This is a genomic window from Mesorhizobium sp. BH1-1-5, from assembly GCF_020165615.1.
In the GTDB taxonomy this organism is placed as follows: domain Bacteria; phylum Pseudomonadota; class Alphaproteobacteria; order Rhizobiales; family Rhizobiaceae; genus Mesorhizobium.
This window is the reverse complement of sequence record NZ_JAIUIM010000020.1, coordinates 23,954-42,495: the sequence shown is the minus strand read 5'-3', so window position 1 is coordinate 42,495 and position 18,542 is coordinate 23,954. Positions and strand designations below refer to the sequence as shown.

16 protein-coding genes and 1 pseudogene are annotated in these 18,542 nt (G+C 65.6%); 15 read left to right on the top strand and 2 right to left on the bottom strand.

What is annotated here, in order from left to right; translation table 11 throughout:
• Window positions 1-193: 193 nt before the first annotated feature.
• From LB572_RS24220 to LB572_RS34625, 10 genes and pseudogenes are all read left to right on the top strand, one after another.
• Window positions 194-595, top strand: a pseudogene (locus LB572_RS24220) (DoxX family protein); the annotation flags it as partial.
• A gap of 155 nt (window positions 596-750) precedes the next feature.
• Complete coding sequence (locus LB572_RS24215) at window positions 751-1,908, top strand: ROK family transcriptional regulator (protein ID WP_140805576.1); 1,158 nt, start codon at window positions 751-753, stop codon at window positions 1,906-1,908.
• Window positions 1,909-2,317: 409 nt separating this feature from the next.
• Window positions 2,318-3,397, top strand: coding sequence for a Gfo/Idh/MocA family protein (locus LB572_RS24210; protein ID WP_224669496.1), 1,080 nt, complete (start codon window positions 2,318-2,320; stop codon window positions 3,395-3,397).
• Window positions 3,397-4,224 (top strand): sugar phosphate isomerase/epimerase family protein, encoded by an 828-nt coding sequence (locus LB572_RS24205; protein WP_224669495.1) that lies wholly within the window; start codon window positions 3,397-3,399, stop codon window positions 4,222-4,224. Before LB572_RS24210 ends, LB572_RS24205 begins: the two co-directional genes overlap by 1 nt.
• Entirely contained in the window at window positions 4,221-5,039 is an 819-nt protein-coding gene (locus LB572_RS24200) for an alpha/beta fold hydrolase (RefSeq protein ID WP_224669494.1), read from the top strand. Before LB572_RS24205 ends, LB572_RS24200 begins: the two co-directional genes overlap by 4 nt.
• Complete coding sequence (locus LB572_RS24195; protein WP_224669493.1) at window positions 5,036-5,995, top strand: ROK family protein; 960 nt, start codon at window positions 5,036-5,038, stop codon at window positions 5,993-5,995. Before LB572_RS24200 ends, LB572_RS24195 begins: the two co-directional genes overlap by 4 nt.
• The gene (locus LB572_RS24190) at window positions 5,992-6,732 is read left to right on the top strand and encodes an ATP-binding cassette domain-containing protein (RefSeq protein ID WP_140805586.1); all 741 of its coding nucleotides are present in this window, start codon (window positions 5,992-5,994) and stop codon (window positions 6,730-6,732) included. Before LB572_RS24195 ends, LB572_RS24190 begins: the two co-directional genes overlap by 4 nt.
• Window positions 6,733-6,751: 19 nt before the next feature.
• The gene (locus LB572_RS24185) at window positions 6,752-7,756 is read left to right on the top strand and encodes an ABC transporter permease (protein ID WP_224669492.1); all 1,005 of its coding nucleotides are present in this window, start codon (window positions 6,752-6,754) and stop codon (window positions 7,754-7,756) included.
• Between the two features lie 105 nt (window positions 7,757-7,861).
• On the top strand, window positions 7,862-8,872 hold the full coding sequence (locus LB572_RS24180; protein ID WP_052467913.1) for a sugar-binding protein: 1,011 nt from the start codon (window positions 7,862-7,864) through the stop codon (window positions 8,870-8,872).
• Window positions 8,873-8,932: 60 nt separating this feature from the next.
• A complete protein-coding gene (locus tag LB572_RS34625) occupies window positions 8,933-9,994 on the top strand; it encodes a Gfo/Idh/MocA family protein (protein WP_224669491.1) in 1,062 nt (353 codons plus the stop codon).
• A 10-nt stretch (window positions 9,995-10,004) separates the two neighbouring features.
• Here LB572_RS34625 and LB572_RS24170 read toward each other — a convergent pair whose 3' ends face one another.
• Window positions 10,005-11,255: an ROK family transcriptional regulator gene (locus LB572_RS24170; protein ID WP_224669490.1), complete on the bottom strand. Its 1,251-nt coding sequence runs from the start codon at window positions 11,253-11,255 to the stop codon at window positions 10,005-10,007.
• A gap of 189 nt (window positions 11,256-11,444) precedes the next feature.
• On the opposite strand from LB572_RS24170, the gene LB572_RS24165 reads away from it, so the two are divergent.
• From LB572_RS24165 to LB572_RS24145, 5 genes are all read left to right on the top strand, one after another.
• A complete protein-coding gene (locus LB572_RS24165) occupies window positions 11,445-14,009 on the top strand; it encodes an ATP-binding cassette domain-containing protein (protein WP_224669489.1) in 2,565 nt (854 codons plus the stop codon).
• The gene (locus LB572_RS24160) at window positions 14,006-14,995 is read left to right on the top strand and encodes an ABC transporter permease (protein ID WP_224669488.1); all 990 of its coding nucleotides are present in this window, start codon (window positions 14,006-14,008) and stop codon (window positions 14,993-14,995) included. The genes LB572_RS24165 and LB572_RS24160 overlap by 4 nt, the downstream gene beginning before the upstream one ends.
• 45 nt (window positions 14,996-15,040) lie before the next feature.
• The gene (locus tag LB572_RS24155; RefSeq protein ID WP_140805598.1) at window positions 15,041-16,042 is read left to right on the top strand and encodes a rhamnose ABC transporter substrate-binding protein; all 1,002 of its coding nucleotides are present in this window, start codon (window positions 15,041-15,043) and stop codon (window positions 16,040-16,042) included.
• Window positions 16,043-16,107: 65 nt separating this feature from the next.
• Window positions 16,108-16,866: a glutamine amidotransferase gene (locus LB572_RS24150; RefSeq protein WP_224669487.1), complete on the top strand. Its 759-nt coding sequence runs from the start codon at window positions 16,108-16,110 to the stop codon at window positions 16,864-16,866.
• Window positions 16,867-16,997: 131 nt separating this feature from the next.
• On the top strand, window positions 16,998-17,615 hold the full coding sequence (locus tag LB572_RS24145) for a nucleoside triphosphate hydrolase (RefSeq protein WP_224669486.1): 618 nt from the start codon (window positions 16,998-17,000) through the stop codon (window positions 17,613-17,615).
• An 84-nt stretch (window positions 17,616-17,699) separates the two neighbouring features.
• Here the strand turns inward: LB572_RS24145 and LB572_RS24140 are convergent, their stop codons facing one another.
• Window positions 17,700-18,542 carry a HEPN domain-containing protein gene (locus LB572_RS24140; protein ID WP_224669485.1) on the bottom strand — a complete coding sequence of 281 codons (843 nt, stop codon included), beginning with the start codon at window positions 18,540-18,542 and terminating at the stop codon, window positions 17,700-17,702.

Below are 18,542 nucleotides of genomic sequence, written 5' to 3'. Positions count from 1 at the left end.
CACTGACCTTGCCCCCCATGGGTACCGACTTTTGGGCGCCACGGCGGTAGCGCCCGAAAACCGGAGCCGGCGTTCCTCTCCCTCGCGCCGGCTCCGACCTTTCAACCTCGAGCGCGCGGGCGCGCACCCATGCGGACGCGTGGCGCCCCCGCTCATTTCCAAGATGCCTGTTTCCACAGATTGGAGCCCGACGATGACACCGATCGAACTTGCCGAGAAACTTCACGCCAGGGACGTCGTCCTGCTTGCCGGCCGGCTGTTGCTGTCCCTGATCTTCGTGCATGAGGGTCTGCAGCTGGCGACCCATTTCGAAGGGGCTCAGAAGGCGATGGCCGCGCTCGGCGTCGGCACGCCGCTGCTTCTCGCCACCATCGCGCTGCAGCTTGGCGCGGGCTTGTCGGTGGCGCTTGGCATCCTGGCGCGGCTCGGCGCGCTCGGCCTCGGCCTGTTCTGCCTGATGACGGCTGGCCTCTTCCACACCAACTTCGCCAGCCAGAACGAATTGCTGCATTTCGAAAAGGACCTTGCGACCGCCGGCGGCATGTTCATCCTGGCGCTGGCCGGTTCCGGCAGGCTGTCGGTGGACAGGGTGCTGGCCGGTCTCGTCAAGGACACCAAGATCGATCCGCCCATCGAGCAGCATCTGTCGGTGGGAGAGACGAAGCCTGCCGGTTTGAGGCGGCACGGAAACCTCTTTGGATTGCTGGCGCCGGATGCTATTTGCTCGGGTCCCAAACCGAAGACGTCGCCTTGAACACGACAAGCCTACTGCGCCACATCAACGCCAGGCGTTGCCTGAGACTGCTGCAAAACGGCCGGCAGCTCTCGCGTGCCGACATGGCCCGGCAACTGGGCCTGACGAGAGCGACGACCGGCAACGCCATGCGCGTGCTGCTCGATGCCGGCCTGGTCGTCGAGAGCGCCGAAATGTCCCCCGAATCGCGCAAAGGCCGTCCGGGCGTGGGCGTGTCGCTCAACCCTTCGGGCGCGTATTTTGTCGGGGTGGATGTCGGCACGCGTTCCTTGACCGGAGTGCTGCTCGACCTGCAGATGAACGTCGTCAGCCGGATTGTCGAGCCGACCGGCCCGCGCTACCGCGACGCCGGGCATATAGCGGCAAGGCTGCTCTCCCTGATTGAAAGGCTGCTGAACGAAAATCCCGCTCTGCAGGAGAAGGTGGAAGGCATCGGCATTTCGGTGCCAGGCTTGGTCGGCCGCGACGGCAGCGTGGTGCATGCGCCGTTCCTGGAATGGCGCAACTATCCGCTGCAGTCGGAACTGACGGCCAGGTCGCCGGCCGACTGGTCGGTCATGGTCTGCAACGACGCCTTCGCCTTCGCCAATGCCGAGCTCGCTGCCTCCGCCACGGCCAAGGCCGGCAGCATGCTGGTCGTTCTCCTGGCCGAGGGCATCGGCGGCGCCATCATCGATGACGGCCGCGTCGTGATGGGCGGGCACGGCTACTCCGGCGAAATCGGCCACACCATCGTTTCCGCCGCCGGGCGCGTCGATACGTTCGAGATGCTCGCCGGCGCGAAGCTCTTCACGCGGCTGTTCGAAGAGGGCCAGCCGGTGGCCGACGGCGTCCAGATGCTGCTTGCCAATGTCGGCGACAAGGCAGTAGACGCCGTGCTCGACGCCTGGGTCAGCGGCCTTTCAGCCGGCCTCGTCAACGCCATTCATCTGCTCGATCCCGGCCGCATCGTGCTTGGCGGCCCGCTGGCCGGCCTCTATCCCAAGCTCAGCCGGCGCATCCAGGCCGACATCAAGCGGCGGCTTCTGGCGGGCTTCGCGATGCCCGAGATCAGGGTGGCGCAGTTCGGCGCCGATGGCGCCGCGATCGGCGCGGCCGCCACCATCCGCGACACGCTTTTCGCTCTCCCGGACCTCGAAACCAACACGCTGTAGTTCCGCAGCACCCGGTCTGCGATGTCCGCGTTGGTAGGTGGCATGCCTGGAGATTGGCCGAAACGCCCGCGGAGTCGTCATCCACGGGCAGAGCAAGGAGCGAAGCGACGCGCGCAGATCCGAGGATCCATTCCGTTACCTGTGAGCGCTGCTGCGGTGCAGAATTCTGCTCCGCTGCGTATTCGATCAAGGTCATGGAATGGATTCCAGGGTCTCCGCGACGCCGCTTCGCGGCTGCTCCGCCCGGGAATGACGAAGATTGGAAGCTTCAGCCAATCCCCAGCGTTTGCGCCAATTCACCAAAATAAGGTGAGCAATCGCCGAAATTTCCCATGAACCATATTGACGCGCAGCGGTTTGTGATATTTGTTTTTGTATAAGACAAAAACAAATATCAGGGAGCGAGCCTGTGTCCGTCAAGAAAGACGCCCGTTGTCTGCGTATCGGTATCCTCGGCTGCGGGCCGATATCCCAGTTCGCGCATCTGGAATCGGCGCAAAAGGGCAGGAACGTCGTCCTGCAGGCCGTGTGCGACGCCGATGCCGATCTGGCGCGGCGGTTCGGCTCCTTCTACGACGCGATCAGCATCTACGATGATTATGACCGCATGCTCGCAGATCCGGAGATCGAGGCGATCGTCATCGGCATCTCCGATGCCTTCCACGTTCCGGCGGCGATCAAGGCGCTTTCGGCCGGCAAGCACGTTCTCTGCGAAAAGCCGATCGCCATGTCGGTCGAGGAGGCGGAGGAACTGAAGACCCATGTCGAGCGCACCGGCCTGGTGCTGCAGATCGGCCATATGCTGCGCTTCGATCCGGGCATCCAGGCCGCGCATGAGTTCGCCACCGGCGAGATGGGCTCTCTGCTGGCACTGAAGGCCTGGTACTGCGATTCCACCCATCGCTACACCATGACCGACGCGGTGCAGCCGGTGCCAAGGACCGGCGCCCATGCCTTGAAGCCGGCCGGGGACCAGAAGGCCGACCGCCAGCGCTATTTCATGCTGGCGCATGGCAGCCATCTCGTCGATCTCGCGCGCTATCTGGCCGGGCCGATCAAGTCGGTCCAGGCGCGCCTGCTCGAACGCTTCGGTGCCCATTGCTGGTTCGTCGACACCGAGTTCGAGAGCGGCGCGCTCGGCCATCTCGATCTGACGCTGCCGATCCGGATGGACTGGCACGAAGGCTTCCAGCTCTACGGCGAGAACGGCAGCGCCATCGGCAAGATCTTCAATCCCTGGTACTACAAGTCGAGCGAGGTCGACATTTTTCGCGAGAGCAGCGCCTCCTCGGAGCGGGTGCTTGGCGCCGACGGCCATTTCTACCGCCGCCAGCTCGAAGGCTTTGCCGACGTCGTGCTCACCGGCGTGCCGATGAATGGCGCCTCGATCGAGGACGGCGTCGCCTCAATCCGCGCCATGGTGGCGATCGGCCAGTCGGTCCGCAGCGGCAAGCCCGTCGATCTGTCGGACGCCTCGGGACCGGTCTGATGTATCCCGCGATCTTTGCCCGGACCTATCCGCTCGGCCCTGCCAACGAGCTGCTCTCGGCGATCGGGCAGGACGGCTATGAGGGCATGCAGTTCAACCTGTCATGCCTCGGACTGGCCAGCCTTCCGGACAGCGTTCCTGCCGACGAACTGACGGCCTTTGCCGAAGCCGCTCGCAGCCGAGGCCTGGCAATTGCCGGCCTTTCCGGCACCTACAACATGGCCCATCCGGATTCTGCGGTGCGCCGTACGGCCCGTGCACGCTTCGCCAATGTGGTCGCCGCCGCGCCGCTGCTCGGCGCGCCGATCGTGACGCTGTGCACCGGCTCGCGCAACGCCGACGACATGTGGGCAGCCCACCCCGACAACGCCTCGCCGGCCGCCTGGGCCGACATGCGCGCCGAGCTCGACGTCGCGCTCGAGCTTGCCGAGAGGCACGACGTGCGGCTCGGCATCGAGCCCGAGCCCGGCAATGTCGTCGCCGATGCCATTCTCGCGCGTCGGATCCTCGACGAGGTCGGGAATCCGCGCCTCGGCATCATCCTCGACGCCGCCAATCTCGTCGGCGACAGGCTGAGCGACCAGGCCCGCGTCATGGAAGAGGCCGTCGACCTGCTCGGCGAGCACATCATCCTGGCGCATGCCAAGGACATCGACCGGGCCGGCACGGTGGTCGCCACCGGGGCTGGCGACGTCGACCTCCACCGTTTCCTGCGGCTCTTGCGCTCGTGCGGCTACGACCAGGCGGTCGTCGCGCACGGCTTCGAGCACAAGGATGCGGCCGGGTCGGGCGCGGCCTTGCGCGCGCTTCTCGAGGATGTGTCGTGACCGCCGGCACCTTCACCACGGCCGACGGCTGCGCGCTCACCTTCGATGTCGCGGGCAGGGGGCAGCCGGTGCTGTGGCAGCACGGGCTCGGCGCGCCTCTCGACCAGCCGCTCGAAGTATTCCCGCAAGACACTGGTCTGCAACGCGTCACGGTGATGTGCCGGGGGCATGGCGGCTCCGCGCTTGGCGATCCCTCGCGCCTGTCGATCGCGCAATTCGCCGAGGATGCCCTGGCGCTGCTCGACCATCTCGGCGTCGAACAGGCGACGGTCGGCGGCATCTCATTGGGCGCGGCGATCGCGCTGAGGCTGGCAAGCTTCAACGCCCCACGCGTGGCAAAGCTGGTGCTGGCGCGGCCGGCATGGGTGGATGGCCCCTCCATCGAGCGCCAGCATGGCTATCATGTCGCGGCGCAATATCTCGAACAATACGGCGCCGAAGAAGGCGCGGAGCGTTTTCGCGCCTCGCCGGAATTCCTCGAGGTCCTTGCGGCCTCGCCCGACAACGCGGCCTCGCTCATCGGTTTCTTCAAGCGCCCGCGGCCCGACACCACCATCGCGCTTCTGTTGCGCATTCCGCTCGATTGGCCCGGCGTGAGCCGCGCCCAGATCACGACGTTCCGACAGCCGGCGCTCGTCATCGGCAACGACCAGGATTACGTCCACCCGCTGGCCTATGCGCGCGAGCTGGCAAGCCTCATCCCGGGCAGCCGGCTGGCCGAGATCACGTCGAAGACGATCGACCGCGCCGCCTATGTCGCCGAGTTCCGCGACGCCCTGGCAGGCTTCCTTTCGGACAGGGGAGGCGACCGATGACACGCGCCTCGATCCGCTCGATCCTGGTCGTCGATGTCGGCGGCACCTCGGTCAAATGCGGCATGGTCGTGGATCGTGTCCCGCAGGCCGGCGAGCGGCTCTTCCCGTCCTCCTTGCTGCGCAACGCCGATCCCGTCGGCAGCTTCGCCAAGCTCGTCAAGGAGTTCTGCGCCGAGGCCGGTCTCACCCCCGACCTGATGGTCTCGACGGTTCCAGGCTTCATCGATACCGACGGCGACCGCGTGCTCTTCGCCGGCAATGTGCCCGAGCTCAACGGCCACCATCTGGCGAGCGAACTCGGCGCGCTGCTTGGCTTCCCCGTCATCATCGAACGCGACTCCGTATTGGTGCTGGCGGGCGAGGTGATCGCCGGCGCTGCGAAAGGCGCAGACAGCGTGCTCGGCCTGTTCTTCGGCACCGGCGTCGGCGGCGCCTTCCTGCAGGGCGGCGAGGCTTTTCGCGGCGGCGGCTGGGCGCTGGAAATCGGCCATATGCCTTTCGGCAATGAGGGCAGGACGCTCGAAGGACTGCGCACCGACTGCCTGGAAACCTACGTCTCCGGCCGCGCCCTGGAAGTGATCGCCGCCCGGCACGGCGTTCCCGTCACCGAGATATTTGTTCAGTCCCGGCGCATCCCCGAGCTTCGCGCGGACGTCGACCGCTTCGTGCGCGATCAGGCGCTCGCTATCGGCACGGCGGTGGCTCTGTTTTCCCCGGCCACGATCGTGCTCGGGGGAGGGGTCTGCGCGATCGACGCATTTCCGCGCCGGCAGCTGGAGGAACTGGTGGCGCTGCGGGCGCCCTTCGCCGAGACGGGCCGCCCGATGGATTTGCGCTGGGCCGGGCTCGGCTGGCGCGCCGTCCTCTATGGCGGCCTCAAGGCCGCCGACGACTACGCCGCGGCTCGATCGATGCCTGCATCCAAAGCGAAGCAAGAACGGGAGTCCCTACCATGAGCCTGTTGGAGCTGAAGAACATCTCGCGCCAGTTCGGCGCCATCCACGCCGTCGAGGAGGTGTCGTTCAAGATCGAGCCCGGCGAGATCGTCGGCCTGATGGGCGACAACGGCGCCGGCAAGTCGACGCTGGTCAAGATGATCGCCGGCAACTTCCCGGCCTCATCCGGCAAGATGATCTTCGACGGCAAGGAGGTGCAGTTCAGCCAGCCGTCCGATGCCCGCCGCGCCGGCATCGAGATCGTCTACCAGGACCTGGCGCTCTGCGACAATCTGAGCGCGGCCGCCAACGTCTTCCTCGGCCGCGAGATCATGCGCTCGGTCGGCCCGTTCAAATTCCTCGACCATCGCAAGATGCGCGAGCGCGCCGCCGAGCTGTTCCGCGAGCTGCAGTCGGAGACGCGGCCGCGCGACGTGGTCAAGCGCATGTCGGGCGGCCAGCGCCAGGCGGTCGCGATTGCCCGCACCCGCCTGGCCGACGCCAAGCTGGTGCTGATGGACGAGCCGACCGCCGCGATCTCGGTGCGCCAGGTCGCCGAGGTGCTGGCGCTGATCAAGCGCCTCAAGGAGCGCGGCGTCGCCGTCATCCTGATCTCGCACCGCATGCCCGACGTGTTCGGCGTGTGCGAGCGCATCATGGTGCTGCGGCGCGGCCATCTGGTCGCCAACAAGCTCGCTTCGACCAGCTCGCCCGAGGAAATCACCGCCTTGATCGTCGGCGCCAAGGCCGCGGCTTGAGGCAACAGGGGAGGATGAGATGAACAAGTCTCCGGACGCCAGCAATTTGGATTCGGTCTTCAACCTGTCGGAACGCAGCAAGCTCGGCGAGCTGCTGCGCAGCCAGGAATTCTGGATCGTCGTCGCGGTGCTGATCATCGGCGCCGTGGTGGGCATGATCGCCCCGCGCTTCCTCACCGGCGCCAACATGGCCAACATCCTGCAGAACTTCTGCTTCACGGCGCTGATGGCGATCGGCATGACGCCGGTGATCATGACCGGCGGCATCGACATCTCGGTCGGTTCCACGCTCGGCCTGACCGGCGTGCTGCTCGGCCTGTTCTGCGCCAGCGGCTATCCCTTCGCCGTCGTCGTGCTGTTCGTGCTTCTCGTCGGCGCGTTCGTCGGCATCGTCAACGGCGCGCTGGTCTCGTACCTGAAGCTACCGCCCTTCATCGTCACGCTCGGCATGATGAGCCTGGTGCGCTCGCAGACGCTGGTCGTCACCAACAACCAGGTGGTCTACGATTTCGGCCGGGCCGGCGACACGCTGCTGGCGCTGGGCAGCGGATCCTTCCTCGGCGTGCCGAACGTGCTGTGGGCGGTGATCGTCTCGGCCGTCGTCATGCAGTGGCTGCTGTCGATGACCAAATGGGGCCGCTACGTGCGCGCCATCGGCGGCAATGAAAACGCCGCGCGCCTCTCTGGCATCCCGGTCGATCGCGTCAAGGTTTCGGCCTATGCGCTGCTCGGCGCCATGACCGGCATGACCGCCATCTTCCTCGTCGGCTGGATGGGCGCCGCTACCAACGCGCTCGGCCAGGGCCAGGAGCTGCAGGTCATCGCCGCCACCGTCATCGGCGGCGCCAACCTGCTTGGCGGCTTCGGCACGTCCTTCGGCGCCGTCATCGGCTCGGTGCTGATCGAAGTGATCCGCAACGCCCTGCTGCTCGCCGGCGTGAACCCCTTCTGGCAGGGCACCTTCGTCGGCCTCTTCATCCTGTTCGCGGTACTGCTTGAACGGTTCCGCTCCACCCGCGCCTAGCACCGCCCCGGACAGACCAGGCCCATGCGCCTGGTCCGCAGACCATGTCCGGGAAGGATCGCGCAATTCGTGCAGACAAGACATCAAAAGAGAGGAGAAAACATCATGACAGGCATCATCAACAGACTGACGTTGCGGTTGGCCGCGACTGCAATCGCGGCAGCGCTTGCCGCCGGCACGACGGCCGCTCCGGCTTCGGCCGAGACCTATGCGGTGATCGTCAAGACGGTGAACGACGTCTTCAGCGCCCCGGTCAAGGAGGGCTGCGAGAAGGCCGCCAAGGACCTCGGCGTCGAGTGCTACTATATCGGTCCGTCGGAGGTGAACGAGGCCCAGCAGCTTCAGGTCATCAACGACGTGCTGACCAAGGGCGTCGACGGCATCGCGGTCTCCGCGACCAATCCGAAGTCCGTGGCTCGGCTGCTGGAGAAGGCCAAGGCCGCCGGCATCCCGATCGTGACCTTCGACGGCGATCTGCTGCAGGAAGACGCCGGCCTGCGCTCGACCTTCATCGGCACCGACAACTACAATTTCGGCGTCGAGCTGGCGAAGAAGGTCGTCGAATACAAGCCGAAGGGCGGCACGGTCTGCATCCAGACCGGCACGGCCGGCTCGCTCAACCTCGACCTGCGCGTCCAGGGCATTCGCGACACGCTGGCCAACGTCTCGAAGGACAAGCCGGTGAAGCGTCTTGCCGGCGAGAACGGCTGGACCGAAGTCGACGGCTGCCCGATCTACAACAATGACAACATCAGCCTCGCCGCCCAGCAGATGAACGACGTGCTGGTCGCCAATCCCAAGCTCGACGCCTTCGTCGCCGTCGGCGGCTGGGCGCAGTACGCGCCGTCGGCTTACCGGCAGGCGGTCGGGCGCGTGAAGGACCGCGTCGATTCCAAGGACCTCGTCATCTCCTTCGGCGACGCCTTCGCGCCGCAGCTGCCGCTGCTCAAGGATGGGCTTGCCCACTACCTCGTCGGCCAGAGCCCGTACAATATGGGGTACAAGTCGATCGAGGCTCTGCACGACCTGAAGCAGGGCAAGACGGTGCCGCCCTATATCGACACCGGCTTCGTCAAGTGCACGCCCGACATGGCCGACACCTGCGGCAAGAACTGATCCGCAAAGAACAGACAGGCCGGCGGGAATTCCCGCCGGCCCTTTTTCAGGGATAGCGCAGTGAAGAAGCTCAGGCTTGCCGTCCTTGGCACCGGAATGATCGTGCGGCGCGCCCATCTTCCCGCCTTGCTCGGCGATGCCAGGGTCGAAGTGGCGGCGATCTACGGCCGTAACAGAGAGACCGCCGGTAAGTTGGCCGCCGAGTTCGGGATTCCGGCGGTTGCCGAGACCATCGAAGGCGCGGTGAACGTCGATGGCCTCGATGCCGTGGCCGTCGCCTTGCCGAATTTCCTGCATCGCCAGGCGGCCGAAGCCGCGATCAAGGCGCGGCTGCACATCCTGATGGAAAAGCCGCTCGCGACCTCGCTCGAGGATGCCCGGGCCATGGTGGATGGCGCCTCGGCTGCCGGCATCGGCTTCGCCATCAACCTGCCACAGCGCCACCGGCCGTCCATGCGGTTCATCAAGGAGACCATCGAGGCCGGCCGCATCGGCAATGTCCAGACGGTCGAGGTGCGCATGCTGCGCCGAGCCGGCATCCCCGGTTTCGGAACCTGGTTCACGCGCAAGCAGACGGCGGGGGGCGGCGTGCTGGCGGACCTTGGTCCGCATGTCATCGACCTGGCATTGTGGCTGTCCGGGAGCGCCAACGCGGCCGTGGCCGATTCGCGGATCTGGCGCAGCTTCGGTCCCCTTGGCAAAGGACTTGGCGACTGGAGCCCGCATCAGCCGGTCGAGGCGCCTGCAACGCAGTTCGACGTCGAGGATCGGGCGAGCCTTTCCCTGCGCTCGGACAAGGGTGTCGAGATCAGATGCGATGTGGCCTGGGCCTATGCCGGCCCCGACGAAAACCGCGTGCGCGTCGTCGGTGACCAAGGAGGGCTGGATTACTGGCCCGAAGCCAATGGCGACCAGGCACCCTTACGCTATTTCGACGCCGATCTGGATTCTCGACCCATGGCGGTGGCCGGCGACCATGCCGACCTGACGCCCGCGTGGAAGCAATGCGTCTCGTCCTTCATCGACGACATCGCTTCCGGGCGTCCACTGCCGCGCGGCGCCAGCGCTTTGGCCGTGCATGAAATCATCGACCAGGTCTACCAGCGGTCCCGCGCGGACTAACCCTTGCCTTTCAGCCCTGGCCGGCGAGCGCCGAGAGGCTGCCCAAGAGCTTCGTCCGGTCCTTGCCGATCATCAGCACGCTGCTGTCGGGCGCGAGCAACGCCGAGAAGGGCAGCATCGCAGCGCCGATCGGCGAGGCCTCCGGGCCGAACTGTCCGGGCACGATTTCCGGCGCGACGATGCCGATGGCGCTGACCCGGTTGAACTGGTTCTGCACCTTCGCCAGCAATTCGAGATGGATCGAGCGCGGCAGGATCGAGTCCAGCACGATCGCCTCGATGTCGATGACCGAGGTGATGGCGATGATCGCCTCGACCAACGCGTTGGCGCAATCCTCGACCCATTCGAACAGCGGCTCGCGCGCGCCGGGCGGCATCGGGTCGAGCTCGCGCACACGGACGATCTCGATGCCGCGCGATTTGAGATGATTGACCAGCACATAGATCGAGGCGCGGTGCAGCAGGCTCTGGTAGCGCGCGGGCTTGGCCGCGACCGAATCGAGGCTTGACGGCGAGACCGGCAGCGGGCCGAGCGCGGCGCTGTTACCATGCGGGCCGGTATGCACCTTGCCGCTCTGCACCAGGCCGCCGCCGACGAAGGTGTCGATCGAGATATGCATGAAATCGTGGAAGCGCGCGCCGGCGCCTTGCACGAGCTCGGCCAACGCCGCCGAGGTGGCGTCGTTCTCGATGAACACCGGAACCTTCGGCGGCGTTGCGAAGAAGGTCATGAGGTCGATCGCTTCCCAACGATCGCCGAGATCGTCCGGAAAACCCAGCTCCTCGCTCCAGCCGCCGAGGAAATAGGGCGAGGCGATGCCGACGCCGACGATCGAGGCATCGTCGAGGCCGTCGACCAGCGCCTCGAAATTGGCAAGCGAAGTGTTGCCGGCCCGGCGTACCAGATCCGGGTCCGGATAGCGGTACTCGTGCGATGCGCGCGCCCGCACCTCGCCGGCGAAGTCGACCAGCACGGCTTCCAGCGCGCGCCGGCCGATCTTGATGCCGACGCTGTAGATGCGCTCCGGCGCCAGACGGTAGAGGATCGAGGGCGATCCACGCTGCCCGAACCTTTTTCCCACTTGCTTTACGAAACCGACGGACTCCAGCCCGTCGACGATGTCGGCGACGGCGGCGGGGGTGAGGTGGGCGGCGCGCGCCAGATCGGACTTGGACGCCTCCTTCAGGCGGCGGATGGCATCGAGCACGAAACGTTCGTTGTAATGCCGAACCTTGACCGAATTGCTACCTTTTCCGGACAAAACGCCATCTCCCAGGTCTTGCCGCAAGCACGGCCGGCTCCATCTGCAATCACGGCCGCAACGATGCCGAACCACGGGTGAGCACGGCGCGACACTGCGCGTTGCGCATAAGGAAGTCAATTTTCAGGTTGCGGGTTTGACGTATTTAATATAGCAAACTGAAAAAATAACTACGACCGGGGAGGAACCGTGCTGCAGCAGGGCACGCATGGCGAAGCCGTCGCGACGATGGCAGGAGCAGTTGCTCCAGTGGCGCTGGTCGGCGCCACCAAGGCCTTTGGCGGCACCATCGCGCTGAAGGACGTTTCCTTCGACCTGCGCTCGGGCGAGGTGCTGGCGCTGCTCGGCGAGAACGGCGCCGGCAAAAGCACTTGCGTGAAGCTGCTGGCCGGCGTGCATGCGCCGACGGACGGCCATGTCGAGGTCGACGGCAAGGCAGCCAGCTTCCGCTCGCCGCATGATGCCCAGGCCGCCGGCATTGCGGTCATGCATCAGCATCCCGGCTTGTTTCCCGACCTGTCGGTCGCGGAGAATATCTATCTCGGTCACATGCCGCGCGACCGTTTCGGCGGCATCGATAACGCCGCCATGCTCGTCGGCGCGCGGAAAGTGCTGGCGACCGTCGGCCTTGCCGTGCCGGCCGACACTAGGCTCGGCGCCTTGCGCACCTCCGAGCAGCAGCTGGTCGAGATCGCCCGCGCGCTCTCGCTCGATGCGCGCGTGCTGATCATGGACGAACCGACGGCCGCGCTCTCGCAGCGTGAGGTGGAGCGGCTTTTCGCCGTCGTCGCCGATCTCAAGTCGCACGGCGTGGCGATGATGTTCGTCGGCCATCGCATGGACGAGATCTTCCGCATCGCCGACCGCATCGCGGTGCTGCGCGACGGCCGCCTTGTCGGCGTCAAGCCGAAGGCCGAGCTTGGTCGCGCCGCGGCGATCTCCATGATGGTCGGCCGCGAGGTCAGCGATCTCTATCCGGACCGCCGCGAAAAACCCGGCGCGCTGGTGCTGGAGGCAAGCGGGCTGTCGCGCGCCGGCGCCTTCGCCAATTTCGACCTCAAGCTCCATGCCGGCGAAGTGGTCGGCCTCGGCGGCCTCGTAGGCAGCGGCCGCACCGAGATCGCGCGCGTGCTGTTCGGCATCGACCCGCCGGACGCCGGCCAGATCCTCATCGACGGCAAGCCGGTGCGCTTTGTTTCCGCGCGCGACGCCATGGACGCGCGCATCGCCTATGTCTCGGAAGACCGCATGGGCCAGAGCCTGGTGATGGATTTCGGCGTACTCGACAACGCCGTGCTGCCGGTGCTGGACAAGGCATCTCGCTTCGGCCTCTACGGCACCGACCGTGCCATCGGTCTCGTCGCCGATTGGCTGAAGCGCATGAAGCTGCGCTTCGCCGGCTACGGCCAGCCGGTCAAGGAACTGTCCGGCGGCAACCAGCAGAAGGTGGTGCTGGCCAAATGGCTGCGCACCGAGCCGCGCGTCCTGATCCTCGACGAGCCGACGCAGGGCATCGACGTCGGCACCAAGGCCGAGGTGCATGCCATGATCGCCGACCTTGCCGCGCAGGGCATGGCGATCCTTTTGATCTCTTCCGAAATGCCCGAGCTCATCGGCATGTGCGACCGCATCGTCGTGCTGCGCGAGGGCCATCGCACGGCCGAATTCGCGAGCGGCGAAGCGACCCAGGAAAAGGTGCTCGAGGCGGCGACCCGCACCGTCGAGCAGGCCGGCGCGCCGACAGAGGCCGCGCAAGCCGCGCTCGATGAGGCAAGCAAAGGCCCGGCAAATATCCTCAAGCGCCGCGAGTTCGGCCTGCTTGCCGCGATGCTCGTGGTGGCCATTCCCGTCACCATCATCAACCCGCGCATGGTCAGCGCCGCGAACCTGACCGCGGTCTCGATGGACGCGGCGCTGCTGGTGGTTGCGGCCCTGGCCCAGATGCTGGTGCTGATCACCCGCAACATCGATCTCTCCATCGCCTCCGTGATCGGCCTGTCGGCCTATATGGCGGCCAGCATGGTGCAGGCCTATCCCGGCCTCGACATCGCCATTGGCCTCGCGACCGCCTGCGCTGTCGGCACGGTCTGCGGGCTCATCAACGGCCTCGTCGTCACCCGGGGAAAGATCCCGGCGATCGTCGTCACGCTCGCCTCGATGTCGATCTTCCGCGGCTTCAATTCGATCTGGGCCGCCGGCGACCAGGTCAGCGCCGACGAGGTGACGCAGAGATGGCTCGACATGACCGGGCTGAAGCTCGCTGGCGTGCCGCTGATCGTCGCCATAGCTATTGTTATCCTCGGCGCCGGCTATGTGCTGCTCTACCGCACGGCGATCGGGCGCGAGCTGTTCGCCACCGGCTCGAATCCCGACGGCGCGCGTCTCATCGGCATTCCTGTCGACCGGCGCATCCTGATGGCCTTCGGGCTGGCTGGGCTGCTCGGCGGCCTGTGCGGCGCGCTGTGGGCCTCGCGCTACGCCACCATCGACGCCCGCGTCGCGCTCGGCTTCGAGCTGACTGTCATCGCCTCCGCCGTGGTCGGCGGCGTCGCCATCCGCGGCGGCTCCGGCACGCTTCTCGGCATCGTGCTTGGGTCGCTTACGCTGCTGGTCATCAAGAACGGGCTGACCCTGGTTCGCGTCGATCCGCTGTGGCTGCAGGGCGTCTACGGCCTGGTGATCCTCGTCGCCATCGGCATCGACACCTTCATCGTGCGGCGCGCCGAGCAGGCAAGACAGGCGAGGATGAGATGACGAAGTTCCTCCGCTCGATCGACTTCTGGGATCTGTTGCTGGCAGCCGCCTGTCTCGCCGTCTTCCTCTACGCCGCGATCTTCGTGCCGAACTTCGTCTCCGGCTTCAACCTCTCGCAGCTTGCCGCCAGCGCGTCGGAAAAGGCGCTGCTGATCCTGCCGATGACGCTGCTCATCATCTGCCGCGAGATCGACCTTTCGATCGCTTCGTTGCTGGCCCTGACCTCGGTGATCTTCGGCCTGGCTGTCCAGGCCGGCACGCCCACCTTCGCCGCGATCCCGCTGACGCTCCTCTTCGGCGCATTGCTCGGCGCCTTCAACGGCTTTCTGGTGTCGGCGCTCGGCCTGCAGTCGTTGGTGGTGACACTGGGCACGATGGCGCTCTATCGCGGCATCGGCTACATCCTGCTCGGCACCGGCTCGGTCAACATCCTGCCGTCCGAGATCGTCGATTTCGGCATAAACAATCTGCCGGGAACGCAGATCCCCTGGACCATCGTGCCCTTCGTGCTGCTGGCGCCGGTCTTCGCGATCGTCCTGCAGAAGACCGCGACCGGCAAGCGGCTTTACGCGCTGGGCGGCAGCCCCGAAGTCGCGCGCTACTCCGGCATCAACACGCGCCGCATGGTGTTTTCGCTCTTCGTCGTCTCGGGCGTCGTCGCAGCCATTGCCGGCATCGTCTACACGGCCCGCCTTGCCAATGCGCGCGCCAACAACGCGCTCGGCATGGAGCTCGACGTCATCACCATCGTGCTGCTCGGCGGCGTCAGCGTCTTCGGCGGCAAGGGCAAGCTGACCGGCGTCATGCTGGCGCTGGTGCTGATCGCCATCATCCGCAACGTGCTCGCGCTCAACCAGATCGGCGGCGACGCGCAAGGGATGATCATCGGCCTGCTTCTGATCGGCTCGCTGCTGGTCGGCAATTACTGGCGCTCTTTGGAGGAGCGTCTCTCAAGATCGCGCGCCTTGCGCGAGACCAAGGGGTGATCTCGGGCCCCTTTTCGAAGCCCGGAGTCTGATGGAGGAGTAACAATGAAAGCGTTTCGACTAGCTCTGCTCGCAACCTCGGTTCTGCTTGCCCCTGCTTCGCTGGCCTATGCCGACGAATGCGCCAAGGAACCGGTGACCGTCGGCTTCCTGCCCAAGCTTGATACCGATCCCTATTTCAAGGTCGCCCAGCAGGGCGCGGAGGAGGCCGCCAAGGAGATCGGCGGCAAGGCGATCCAGGTCGCGCCGTCGCAGGCGACTGCCGAGGCCCAGATCGATTTCATCAACAGCCTCGTCACGCAGAAGGTCGGCGTCATCGCCATCTCGGCCAATGACGCCAACGCCGTCGCGCCGGCGCTGAAGCGCGCGGCGCAGCAGGGCGTGAAGGTCGTGTCCTACGATTCCGATGTCGCCGGCGATGCCCGCGCGATCTTCGTCAACCAGGCCAAGGGCGACAGCCTGGCCGAGATGATGCTGGAAAGCGCCTACAATCTGATGGGCGGCGAGGGCGACTTCGCCATCCTGTCGTCGACGCCGACGGCCACCAACCAGAACGCCTGGATCGACTTCATGAAGAAGAAGATGGCGGCCGAGCCGAAATTTTCGAAGATGAAGCTGGTGCAGGTCGCCTATGGCGAGGAAAGCGAGCAGGTCAACCAGCAGCAGGCGCTGGCGCTGGTCCAGGCCTTCCCCGATCTGAAGGCGATCATCGTTCCCGCCGGCATCGGCCTGCCGGCCGCGGCGCGCGCGCTGGAGGAAGCCGGCCTGATGGGCAAGGTGAAGCTGACGGGCCTGGCGCCGGCGACGCTGATCTCGAAATACATCAAGGACGGCTCGGCCCAGGACATCTGGTGGAACGTCTCCGATCTCGGCTACCTGACCTACCAGACCGCCCAGGCGCTGGCGCAGTGCAAGATCACCGGCAAGGAAGGCGAGAAGTTCAAGGCCGGCCGTCTAGGCGAGTACACGATCGGCGCCGGCGGCGAGCTGGTGCTCGGCCCAGCCAAGATCGTGACACCGGAAAATCTGGCCGAGTTCAAGTTCTGATCCCCTAAACCCGGCGGGCGCCGCGGCGCCCGCCGCATTCTCTCGATCGACAGCACGGGTGCGCAATGAAGATCCTGCTTGCGGGCGAAACCTTTTCGGCCACGACATCGGTGGCTTCCGGCGCCGAGGTGCTGACCAGCGCCGCCTATGTCAACGGCGCCACCGCCTTCAACGCGGCCCTGGCCGCCGAAGGCATTTCGGTCACCCAGATCGGCGGCGAGCGCTGCCCGGCCGAATTCCCTTACGACCTCGAAGCGCTGGCCCCCTACAAGGCGGTGGTGATCTCCGATGTCGGCGCGCTGAGCCTGTTGGTGACGCCCGAGGCGCGCGCCGGCCGCGTCGGCGTCAATCGCCTCGACGTTCTGAAAGCCTATGTCGAGGGCGGCGGCGGGCTGATGCTGGCCGGCGGCTATATGGGCTTCCAGGGCATGTTCGGCACCGCGCGCTTCCACGACACGCCGGTGGAGGATGTGTTGCCGGTGCGCTGCCTGCCTTTCAGCGACGGGCTGGAAGTGCCGCAAGGGCTGCAGCCCTCCATCCTTCAGGCATCGCATCCGATCCTTGCCGGTATCGAGGGGCCGCTGCCGCCGGTCCTCGGCATGAACAAGACCGATTTCCGCCGCGACGGATCCTCGCGGCTGCTCGCCTCCTGCCATTATCGCGGCGCGGACTGGCCGCTGCTTTCGGTGCGCGAGCTTGGCAAGGGCCGCACCGCCGCCTGGACGACCGACATCGGTCCGCACTGGCTGTCGCAGGATTTCCTGGCATGGCCGCTCTATGGCCGTCTGATGGGCAACATCATCCGCTGGATTGCGGGCGCCTGACCGTCACCGCTTTGACCAGTGCCGCCGCCCGACACTCCCTGCGGGCGCAGCGCCGAGTTGACCGCCTTGGCGAGGCGGCGCTGGTCAAACCCTTTTCATCATCGCAACCGGCCAAGGCCCAAGGACCGACCATGAGCGACTGGAACGATCTCGTCTCGCGCATCCTTGCGACCGATTCTGGCGGCGTGCGCACCATGATCGCCATCGCCGGGCCGCCCGCCGCCGGCAAATCGTCCATCTCGGATCGGCTGCAGGCGGAGCTCGCCGCCGAGGGCGCCGAAATCCTGCCGATGGACGGCTTCCACTATGACAATGCGGTGCTCGACCAACTCGGCCTGCGCCAGCGCAAGGGCGCGCCGCAAACCTTCGACTTCGACAATTTCGAGCTGACCTTGCGGCGCGTGCGCGACAGCACGCAAAGTGTCGCCGTGCCGACCTTCGACCGCCCGCTCGACCTGTCGCGCGCCGGCGCAAGGCTGATCGCGCCAACGACCCGCTATGTCATCGTCGAAGGAAACTACCTCTTGCTCGACCGCGCGCCCTGGTCCGGCCTTGCCCGCCTGTTCGACCTGACTGTCTTCCTCACCGCGCCGCGCGCCGAGCTCGAGCGAAGGCTGCTGAAGCGCTGGACGGACCTGAGCTACCCGGATGAATACGCAGTCGCCAAGGTTCGCGGCAACGACCTGCCTAATGTCGAACTCGTGCTGGATCACAGCGCGCCGGCGGACGTGACGTGGGTGTCGAGGTGAGGGCTGTGGGACTGGTCAAGACCCAAGAAGTACTGGGAATGCCGGACGCTTCGCTCGACGCCGGTCGCCGTACCAGATCAATTGCTATTCTTGGCTAGCGGTTTCGGGCCGCTCCACCTGACTTAAAGCATCTGGCACAGTTGCTTGAGTGGGGACCGCATCGTCGGCGACTAGGATATTCGCGTCCCGGACGTCCAGTGTCCGTTGTTGCTCATATGGTGGAGGAGCTTGCTCGTCTAGACTCTCCCGCAATGCCCTACCAAAGCTCTCCAACAAGTCGATATCTGACATAATTTGCTCCGGCCCGCTGAACTGCCCGGAGTTCAGAGCATGAGCAATATCATTTCGACGTTCGAAGAAATCCTCCAAGGCAGCCACAAACTTGCCGTGTGCCTTCCCTTGGTCCGTCTCTCCTAGCCTTTCAAGTAGGGGTTGCTTCCCACAAGAAAGCCGGCAGACGTCGCTGAGCCCACTCACTTTAAAAAGCTCGTTTAGTTGAGAGGGCCTCATATTGTTCTCGTTGTGGATAAGATCTTTATAGATTTCCTTGGTTAGATCGCCCTTGCAAAACTCATATATGGCAGAAAAGCGAGCGTTGGCCGCGCCAAAGATGTCGTAGCTCTGCTGAGGGCCGTCGAATTTGATTTTTCCCAGACCGTCCATGGTCCTTTTCCACGCCGTACTCGCCAGCTTTTTTGGAAGACCGTCGAACGAACGTGCACCTGCAACGACCGCGCGAGCATACTCACGCGCCATCTCGCGAACGAACTCTTCGAATGTGGCAGCCACAAGAAGAGTCGCCGAATTCGCTGCCGCGACACGCATTCTCGGTGGCTGCTTTTTGTCGGAGAAACCGTTTACGAGCGACCGAATTGCGTCTAGGTCACTGACAAAATCCTCGCAGACAATCTCAAAGGCCGTAGCCAA

Excerpts from the sequence above, each read along its gene's own strand:
- LB572_RS24190 (WP_140805586.1), top strand. The coding sequence starts at position 5,992 with ATGAGCCTGTTGGAGCTGAAGAACATCTCGCGCCAGTTCGGCGCCATC.
- LB572_RS24185 (WP_224669492.1), top strand. The coding sequence starts at position 6,752 with ATGAACAAGTCTCCGGACGCCAGCAATTTGGATTCGGTCTTCAACCTG.
- LB572_RS24145 (WP_224669486.1), top strand. The coding sequence starts at position 16,998 with ATGAGCGACTGGAACGATCTCGTCTCGCGCATCCTTGCGACCGATTCT.
- LB572_RS24205 (WP_224669495.1), top strand. The coding sequence starts at position 3,397 with ATGTATCCCGCGATCTTTGCCCGGACCTATCCGCTCGGCCCTGCCAAC.
- LB572_RS24150 (WP_224669487.1), top strand. The coding sequence starts at position 16,108 with ATGAAGATCCTGCTTGCGGGCGAAACCTTTTCGGCCACGACATCGGTG.
- LB572_RS24160 (WP_224669488.1), top strand. The coding sequence starts at position 14,006 with ATGACGAAGTTCCTCCGCTCGATCGACTTCTGGGATCTGTTGCTGGCA.
- LB572_RS24180 (WP_052467913.1), top strand. The coding sequence starts at position 7,862 with ATGACAGGCATCATCAACAGACTGACGTTGCGGTTGGCCGCGACTGCA.
- LB572_RS24195 (WP_224669493.1), top strand. The coding sequence starts at position 5,036 with ATGACACGCGCCTCGATCCGCTCGATCCTGGTCGTCGATGTCGGCGGC.
- LB572_RS24155 (WP_140805598.1), top strand. The coding sequence starts at position 15,041 with ATGAAAGCGTTTCGACTAGCTCTGCTCGCAACCTCGGTTCTGCTTGCC.